The organism is Lentzea miocenica (assembly GCF_033949945.1).
Lineage (GTDB): Bacteria > Actinomycetota > Actinomycetes > Mycobacteriales > Pseudonocardiaceae > Lentzea > Lentzea miocenica.
The window spans coordinates 359,964-368,300 of record NZ_JAXAVW010000002.1 but is presented as its reverse complement, the minus strand read 5'-3'; the positions used below and the strand labels follow the sequence as shown (position 1 = coordinate 368,300).

Below are 8,337 nucleotides of genomic sequence, written 5' to 3'. Positions count from 1 at the left end.
CCGATCAGCCTGGCAAGTGAGCCAACCAAAACCCGGCAGATTCTGCTTCAAAAGCCCCGCCGGAAAAACCTACCAACGCCACCCGGAACCAGTACTGGGCGACCCACCGCCATTCTGAATTGACGTGACCACAGAAATTCGGGTCAGGTCTTGTCCTGAAACGGCCAGGGATGCGCAACCACGTTGTGCGCGGTGATCTCCTCACCACAACACCGGCAGGCGAGGAACGCCTCAGCCACCTCCCCGCACGCGCTGTGCTCCAGCACAACCGGCGGACCATCAGGGTCCGGCACGTACGTGTCCCCCCACTTCATCAGAACAACGATGGCGGGAAACAACTCCAACCCAGCCTGGGTGAGCCGGTACTCGTCCCGATCCTCCGCGTACGCCACCCGCTCCAGCAACCCAGCCTCCACAAGCGACTTCAGCCGGGCGGACAACGTAGGACGCGGGATGGACAGGTTCCGCACGAACTGCCCGTACCGGCGAACGCCGAAGAACGCCTCACGCAGGATCAGCAACGTCCACCGCTCCCCCACGAGATCAAGCGCTCGCCCAACCGACTCACCCCGGAACCGGCGGTCGAGAGCGCCAGGGTCGATCATCGGCGTCCTTTCGTCAGTAGCGGGGAGAGCGTAGTCAGCAACCGCCGCCCAGCCGGGTCCTCCGCCGTCGCAGGCACAAGCCCGACGTGCGAAACGCCCGCCTCGAAGTACGAGTCCACCCGGCGAACGATGTCGTCCGCAGAGCCGACCGCACCGACCGCTTCGATCAGGTCGACCGGGATGTCCTGCGCCAGCTCAGCACGCGGCGCGCCGCTTCGAGCCCGAGCCACGAGGTCGCCGTGACCGAGGGCGGTGAACATCTCGCCGTAGCCAGGAGGGGCGAGGTAGACGGCGAGCTGGGACCGCAACTGACGGAGGGTTGCCTCGCCGGGGTCGAGGGCCGCGGGGATCCAGACGGCGACGGGCGGAGGAGCGTCGGCAACACCGGAAAACGCTCCGCAAACGTCGGCGACGTGATCGGCGCTGACCAGGTTCAACACCACCTCGTCCCCCTCCTCCACCGCCACCCGCGTCATCGCCGGCCCGAACGCCGCCACCGAGATCGACCTGTCAGGAACCGGCTGCTGCAACCGAAACCCGGCGACCCGGTCGCCGTTCAGGATCGCCCGAGTGTCCCGGACGGTCTGCCGCATCCGCCGGACGGGTTCGAACGGCCGCCCATGCCACTCGGACACGATCCGCGGACTGGACGCACCCAACGCCAAACCGGCCCGCCGCCCGGTCATGGCGACCACAGTGGACAGTCCCAGAGCAAGCGCCACCGGACTGCGCACCCCGACCGCGAGCGGCCCGATCCTCAACGAGATGTCAGATGTCCGCAGCCCGATGGCCGTGGCCAGCGCGAACGCGTCGAACGTCGCCATCTCGCCGATCCACAACGTGCCGAACCCGGCTTCGTCAGCCACCACGGCGATGTCGAGCGCCTCCGCCGGCGGCCGGTCCAGCCAGAACGGCGTCACCACACCGACAGACGTCACAGCTGCTCCGTCCGCACCGGTACGCCGAGCAGCACCTTGCCCGGCAACTCGTACGAGGCCGCGTTGACCTGGAAGTGCGCGGTCGCGGTGTGCGCATCGCGGAACCGTCGCTGCAGTGGTGCGCCGTCGTAGATCGCGCCACCACCGGCCAAGTCGTAAAGGTCAGCGACGACCACCCGCGCGGCACGGGTCGCATGGGTCGCGGCCAGTCGCAACGCCGACCGCACGCCCACCGGTACCGGTTCACGACCTTGCGCCGCCTGCCACGCCTCGGCCACCGCCTCGTAGAAGAACGCCCGCGCGGCCCGGAGCGACGCGTCCGCCTCGGCCACCGCCGCCTGGACGGAGGTCCGTTCCGCCAGAGTGCGACGAGATCCGAGCGGACTGCGGTGCACCGCCAAAGCCACGAAGTCGTCCAGCGCACCGAAAGCATTGCCCAGAGCAGCCGCCGCGACCGACAGCGCGAAGAACCCGAACACCGGGAAGCGGTACAGCGGACCAGCGCCAACCGGCGGTCCGTCCAAAACAGACAGAATTCGATGATCGGGGACGAACACGTCACGAGCCACCGAGTCGTGGCTTCCGGTGCCGCGCAACCCGGTCGTGTGCCAGGTGTCGAGGACCTCCAGCGACGACTTCGGCAGCGCGGCCACCTTCAGCACCCCGGACGAGTGCACGAACCCGGCGAACAACCAGTCGGCGTGCTGGATCCCCGAGCAGAACGACCACTGCCCCGACACCACCACCCCGCCGTCGACCGCGGCACCACGTCCCTTGGGCGCCCACACCCCGGCAGCCACCGACCGCGGATCGCCGAACACCTCGTCCGCGCCGGCCGAGGGCAGATAGGCGGCGAGCAACCCGCTCGTGGCGGCGATCGACACGCACCACCCGGCGGAGGCGTCACCACGGGCGATCGTCTCCGCGGCGGCCAGCGTCTCGGCCGGATCGGACTCGGCACCGCCCAGCGCACGCGGAACACCCAGCCGGAACAGCCCCGCGTCCTGGATCGCGGCCAGCAGTTCGGGGGCGAGCGCGCGCCCTGCCTCGGTCTTCGGTGCGACCTCTCGGGCCAGCTCGGCCACGGCAGCCAGCACGGTTCCTCCCGGTTCACTATGGTTCAGTTTTCTTACCGGTTCAGTTTCCTTACCGTAGCCACGACGAGAGCGGCAAAGCAAGAGGGGCCCCACCGGTGAAGGTGGAGCCCCTCTCAACGAACAACGGTCAGGCGAACGGCCCCTTGTCGATGCCGCACGTCTTCTGCGCAGGCAGCACACCGGTGAAGAGGTACTCCCGCTTCACCTTCTCCGCGCACGCGCTGCGCACGTACATGGAGGTGTGCCCGTACCCCTCGACCGTCAGGAACCCGGTGCGAGCCATCTCCGCGGCACCGTCACGAGCGCCGTGCAACGGCGTCGACGGGTCGAACCTGCTGTTGATGAACAGGATCGGCGCCGAGGTCCAGCGGTTCCACGGACCGGTGTAGCGGTCGTCGTCACGGCCCTGCCAGAACGCGCAGGCCATCATGTCGTAGACCACCGCGCGGCCCCAGTACGGAACACGCTCGTCCTCGCTCTTCCCGTACTTCGTGTAGGCAGCGGTGTCGCGCGGAAAGTTGCTGTCCGAGCACTGAACCGCGTTGAACCCCTCGAACCGGTTCGAGGGGTAGTCGGCGGCAGCCGCGGTCAACGACGCCGGTGCGTCATGGACCCCCTGCAGGATCCGGGCGGTGTCCTGCCAGGTCTCCGGCTGCGCCAGCGCGTCCCAGACGAGGCTGATCAGCGAGACGCGGTCGAACCGGCCGTCCGGTGTGGTGACCGGAGAAGCCGTCACCTTCGTCACCAGGTCCGCCCACTTCTGCTTCAGGTCACCGCCCGCGAACGCACACTTCGCGCCCGGCGCCGCACAGAGCTTCAGGAACTGGTCGAACGTCTCGGCGACCCCGCGCGGCACGTCCTGGCGCGTGTCCAGCGGCACGGTCGTGCCCTGGTCACCGTGCCCGGTGGCGTTGCCGATGAAGTCGAGCGAGCCGTCGAACGCGAGCGCGCGAACCTTGTCCGGGAACATGTTCGCGTAGATCGCGCCGAGGTGCGTGCCGTACGAGATGCCGTGGTACGTCAGCTTCTTGTCGCCGACTGCCTTGCGCAGCAGGTCCAGGTCACGTGCCGTGTTCGCGGACGAGACGTGGTCCAGCAGGTCGCCGGACTTCTCCTCACAACGGCGCACGAACTCGCGGTACGAGTCGTAGAACGCGGGCTCGTCCGCCGCAGTGTTCGGGTACACCGGAATTCCGTTCAGGAACGTCTGCTGCTCCTCGACGCTGTCGAAGCAGCGCACCGTCGCGGAACGGCCGATGCCGCGGGGATCCCACGACACCACGTCGAACCGCGCCCGCAGCTCCGGCGAGAACAACCACTCCCACTTGCCGCGCGCCCGCAACCGGTCGACGCCGGACGCGCCCGGCCCGCCGAAGTTCACGAACAGCGAGCCGATCCGCTTGGCGGGATCGGTCGCGGGCATCCTGATCAGCGCCAGGTCGATCTTCGTGCCCGACGGCTGGTCGTAGTCGAGCGGCACCTTCGCGGTCGAGCACTGGAACCCGTCCTGGCAGTCCTGCCAGCTCAGCACGGGTGTCTGCGCTTCTTCCGCGGCCACGGCGGCCGGCGCCAGCCCGATCAGCAGCGCAGCCGTGATCAATGTCGATTTCAAAACAGCTCCCCAGGTCTGACCTCTCGATCACGAAGACGCCAGGAAGAGCGACGAGGTTGCCCACACCGGGCAACCGCTTTCCGGTCTGCGGCGTGATCACTGCGACATCGACGAAGGGGGAAGTTCGATGAGACGCGGAATGGCTGCATTCGCTGCGGCCCTGTCACTGACCGCGGTGCTGGAGCCGCAAGCAGGGGCGGCCGATCTGACCGGCTGGGCGGTGGGCTTTCTGCCCATGCCCGAGGGGTACCCGGCGCGGGCGCACATGACGGAACCGACCGCGCCGCAACCGTGCGCGGCAGGCCAGAAGGCTTCAACACGGCTCGCGTGAACGACCAGAACCGGGCCGGGATGATCGTCGGTGTCTCCACGCACCTCGACGACCCGCGCGAACAACGAGCGTGGACCTTCGACGCACGCGGGTTCACCCTGCTCGCGCAGCCCGCGGAATACACCGACACCTGGGCGACCGCGGTCAACGACCGAGGCGACATCTTTGGCGCGGCGACCAGGGACCGGAACACAGCCGAGTGGGAACCGTTCGTGTGGCCGGCCGACAATCCCGCCGCACCGAGAGCCGTCGGACTGCCGAAGGAGTTCTCCGAGCGGCTCTACGGCTTCGTCGACATCGACCACGACGGCAGCCTGATCTACAACACTCACGACGGGCCGGGACGGTGGAAGGACGGCGGCGTCCACTGGCGGGCACCGGATGCCCGCCCGCAACCGCTGCCCGGCTGCACCTGGGCGTTCGACATGAACCGCGACCGCCTGGTGCTCGGCACCGAGGAGACTCCGTTCGGCACCCCGCAGTACTACGGAGTCTGGCACGACGGCAGCTACGCGGGACGGCTCCCCGCCCTCCCGACGCACCCGCTGATCGCTCCGCGGTTCGTCGGGGACGACGGTGCGATCGTGTTCAGCGGTTGAGCGCGTGGGTCGCGGTAGCACCGCCGTCCACGGCGATCTCCGCGCCCGTGCAGTACGCGCTGTCATCGCTCGCCAGGAAGAGGACGACGTTCGCGACGTCCTCCGGCTGACCGACCCGGCGCAGCGCCACCTTCTTCCCGATCGGGGAGATGTCGATCGGCCGCCCCAGCGTCTCGCTCACCATCGGTGTGTCGATGGCGCCGGGGTGCACCGAGTTGACCCGGATGCCGTGCTGGCCCAGTTCCAGCGCGGCGACCTTGGTCATGCCGCGGATCGCGAACTTCGACGCCGTGTACGCGACCAGGTAGGGCATGCCGGCCAGGCCTTCGACGGATGACACGTTGACGATCGAGCCGCCGCCCGCACGCGTCATCGACTCCACCACCGCGCGCATCCCCAGGAACGTGCCGACCTGGTTGATGCCGATCACGCGCTGGTAGTCGGCGAGCGTGGTGTCCGCCAGCGCGGAGAAGTGCAGGATGCCCGCGTTGTTCACGAGAACCGTGATGTCCCCGAGCGTGTCCACAGTGGACGCGACGACCGCCGCCCAGTCCTCCTCGGACGACACGTCGAGGTGGCTGTACTCAGCGCCCAGTTCGGCGGCTAGCTCCTTGCCCTGGTCGTCGAGCACGTCGGTGAGCATCACCCGTGCGCCCTCCGCGACGAACCGGCGCGCCGCGGCCGCGCCCTGACCGCGGGCGGCGCCGGTGATCAGGGCGACCTTGCCGTCCAGCCGCATCTACATCAGCTCGTCGGTCAGCGGCATCATCACGGTCTTGAGCTCGGTGTAGGCCTCGTAGGCGCTCTGCCCGCCCTCGCGGCCGAGACCGGACTGCTTGTAGCCGCCGAACGGCACGTGCGGTTCGAGCTGGAACCCGTTGATGCCGACCATGCCGACGCGCAACCGCTTCGAGACGCGGAACGCGCGGCGGACGTCGTTGGTGTAGACGCCGGCGCCCAGGCCGTACTCGGTGTCGTTCGCGATCCGGATGGCTTCTTCTTCGTCGTCGAACGGCACGACGGTCAGCACCGGGCCGAAGATCTCGTCCCGGGCGATCGCCATGTCGTTGCTGGCGTCCGCGAAGATCGTCGGTGCGACGAAGTTCCCGGACGCCAGGTCGCCTTCGAGCCGGGTGCCGCCGGTGACCAGGCGAGCGCCGTCCTCCTGGCCGCGTTCGATGTAGCCGAGGACGCGCTCGAGCTGCTTGCCGTTGATCAGCGGGGAGGCCAGCACCGCCGGGTCGAACGGGTCGCCGAACGTCACCGCGCTAGCGAGCATCGACGCCATGTTGATGAACTCTTCCTGCACGTCCCGCTGGACCAGCGCCCGCGTGTGCGCCACGCACGCTTGTCCGGACAGGCCCATCGTGACCATGCCCATGCAGGTCATCGCGGCGAGACCGACGTTCGGTGCGTCCGCGAACACGAGCGCCGGCGACTTCCCGCCCAGCTCCAGCGAAACGCGCTTCATCGTGCCCGCCGAGGCTTCGACGATCCGGCGGCCGACCGCGCGGCTGCCGGTGAAGCTGATCTTGTCGACGCCGGGGTGGGTGATCAGCGCTTCGCCGGTCGGGTTGCCGGGGCCGGTGACGAGGTTGACGACACCCTCCGGGAGGCCCGCCTCGATCAGCAGCTCGACCATGCGGATCACGCAGAACGACGCGTACTCCGACGGTTTGACGACGACCGTGCAGCCCGCGGCCAGTGCGGGTGCGAGTTTCTGGGCGAACAGCACGAACGGCGCGTTCCACGGCAGGATCGCCGCGACGACACCGACCGGTTCGCGGAAGGTCATCGCGAGGTGGTCACCGCCCTGGTACGGCGGCAGCGTCTGGCCGCCGACCTTGTCGATCCAGCCCGCGTGGTGGTCGAAGATGTCCGCCGCGATGCCGACCGACGTGGCGTAGATCTGGCCGAACGTGAGCGGCACGCCGTTGTCCAGCGCCTGCAGGCCGCGCAACTCGTCCGAGTGCTCCCGCAACAGATCGCTGTACCTGCGCAGGATCTTGATGCGCTCACCGGCCCCGGACCGCGGCCACGGTCCCTCGTCGAACGCTTTGCGGGCGGCCAGCACCGCGGCGTCGACGTCTTTGGCCGACGCGACGGCGAAGCTGCCGATCTCCTCGGCGGTCGCCGGGTGGTGGTGGGTCCAGTTCTCGTCCGTCTCGCGGAACTCGCCACCGATGAGGAGCCGGCCGTCCTTCAGGCCCAGCGATTCGCGGTGCGGTTGGACGGTGAGCGGCACAGCTCCTCCTACAGCGCAGTATGTTTCAGAGACTCGCGGTGTTTCAAAGACTCACGGTTTCCGTGCAGGCGAAGGTCCTTTGTGGATCCCGGTCGGTGAAGTAACTGTCGAGATCGCCGAAGGAGTTGAACTTCTGCTCCACGGTGGGTGGGGCCATCAGCGCGACCATGCCGCCGTGCACGACGAAGACCTGTCCGTTGATCTTTTCCCCGGACGGTCCCGCCAGGTGTGCGACGAACTTCGCCACGTGTTCGGGCGCCAGCGAGTCGTCGCCGTCCGGTGCGTCACCGAAGACGTGCGCGGTCATTCCGGTTCTGGCCCGCGGGCAGATCGCGTTGGCGCGGACGCCGTAGCGGGACGTGCCACGTGCGGTCGCGACCGTCAGTGCGGCGATCCCCGCCTTGGCCGCCGCGTAGTTGGCCTGGCCTTCCGAGCCGAGTAGAAACGCCTCGGAGGAGGTGTTCACGATCCGGCCGTAGACCGGTGCCCCGGCGGCCTTCGACTGCTGCTTCCACAGCGACACCGCGTTGCGCGACAACAGGAAGTGGCCGCGCAGGTGCACTCGTACGACCAGGTCCCATTCTTCGTCGGACATGTTGAACAGCATCCGGTCGCGCAGCACACCGGCGTTGTTCACGACGACGTGGAGCCCGCCGAACTGCTCGACGGCCGCGGTGACGAGGGCGTCAGCGGTACTCCGCTCCCCCACGTCACCCTCGACCACCACGCACTTCGCGCCCAGCTCCTCGATCTCGGCCGCGGCGGCCTCGGCCGAGCCCGGCAGGTCGTTCAGCACCAGGGAGGCACCGGCTCGCGCGAGCTCCAGTGCTTCCGCCCGGCCCAGTCCGGCACCCGCGCCGGTGACGACGGCGACCTTCCCCGCAAGGTCCACAAGAGACTCCCAAGAAGG

General features: G+C 68.6%; 9 protein-coding genes. 2 read left to right on the top strand and 7 right to left on the bottom strand.

The window, feature by feature from the left end; genetic code table 11:
• Positions 1-143: 143 nt before the first annotated feature.
• The 4 genes from SK803_RS04020 to SK803_RS04005 all read right to left on the bottom strand — a co-directional run bounded on the left by SK803_RS04020 (position 144) and on the right by SK803_RS04005 (position 4,252).
• On the bottom strand, positions 144-605 hold the full coding sequence (locus SK803_RS04020; protein ID WP_319964358.1) for a winged helix-turn-helix transcriptional regulator: 462 nt from the start codon (positions 603-605) through the stop codon (positions 144-146).
• Positions 602-1,543 carry an LLM class F420-dependent oxidoreductase gene (locus tag SK803_RS04015; RefSeq protein WP_319964357.1) on the bottom strand — a complete coding sequence of 314 codons (942 nt, stop codon included), beginning with the start codon at positions 1,541-1,543 and terminating at the stop codon, positions 602-604. Before SK803_RS04015 ends, SK803_RS04020 begins: the two co-directional genes overlap by 4 nt.
• Positions 1,540-2,640 (bottom strand): acyl-CoA dehydrogenase family protein, encoded by a 1,101-nt coding sequence (locus SK803_RS04010; RefSeq protein WP_319964356.1) that lies wholly within the window; start codon positions 2,638-2,640, stop codon positions 1,540-1,542. Before SK803_RS04010 ends, SK803_RS04015 begins: the two co-directional genes overlap by 4 nt.
• A gap of 127 nt (positions 2,641-2,767) precedes the next feature.
• Positions 2,768-4,252 carry an alpha/beta hydrolase gene (locus SK803_RS04005; RefSeq protein ID WP_319964355.1) on the bottom strand — a complete coding sequence of 495 codons (1,485 nt, stop codon included), beginning with the start codon at positions 4,250-4,252 and terminating at the stop codon, positions 2,768-2,770.
• Positions 4,253-4,391: 139 nt separating this feature from the next.
• On the opposite strand from SK803_RS04005, the gene SK803_RS04000 reads away from it, so the two are divergent.
• Both SK803_RS04000 and SK803_RS03995 read left to right on the top strand, forming a co-directional pair.
• Entirely contained in the window at positions 4,392-4,583 is a 192-nt protein-coding gene (locus SK803_RS04000) for a hypothetical protein (protein WP_319964354.1), read from the top strand.
• Positions 4,580-5,182, top strand: coding sequence for a hypothetical protein (locus SK803_RS03995; protein WP_319964353.1), 603 nt, complete (start codon positions 4,580-4,582; stop codon positions 5,180-5,182). The genes SK803_RS04000 and SK803_RS03995 overlap by 4 nt, the downstream gene beginning before the upstream one ends.
• Here SK803_RS03995 and SK803_RS03990 read toward each other — a convergent pair.
• The 3 genes from SK803_RS03990 to SK803_RS03980 are packed head-to-tail and all read right to left on the bottom strand — an operon-like array spanning position 5,172 to position 8,319.
• The gene (locus SK803_RS03990; protein ID WP_319964352.1) at positions 5,172-5,921 is read right to left on the bottom strand and encodes a glucose 1-dehydrogenase; all 750 of its coding nucleotides are present in this window, start codon (positions 5,919-5,921) and stop codon (positions 5,172-5,174) included. The genes SK803_RS03995 and SK803_RS03990 overlap by 11 nt on opposite strands.
• Complete coding sequence (locus SK803_RS03985) at positions 5,922-7,427, bottom strand: aldehyde dehydrogenase family protein (RefSeq protein ID WP_319964351.1); 1,506 nt, start codon at positions 7,425-7,427, stop codon at positions 5,922-5,924.
• Positions 7,428-7,470: 43 nt separating this feature from the next.
• On the bottom strand, positions 7,471-8,319 hold the full coding sequence (locus SK803_RS03980) for a 3-oxoacyl-ACP reductase (RefSeq protein ID WP_319964350.1): 849 nt from the start codon (positions 8,317-8,319) through the stop codon (positions 7,471-7,473).
• Positions 8,320-8,337 lie beyond the last annotated feature (18 nt).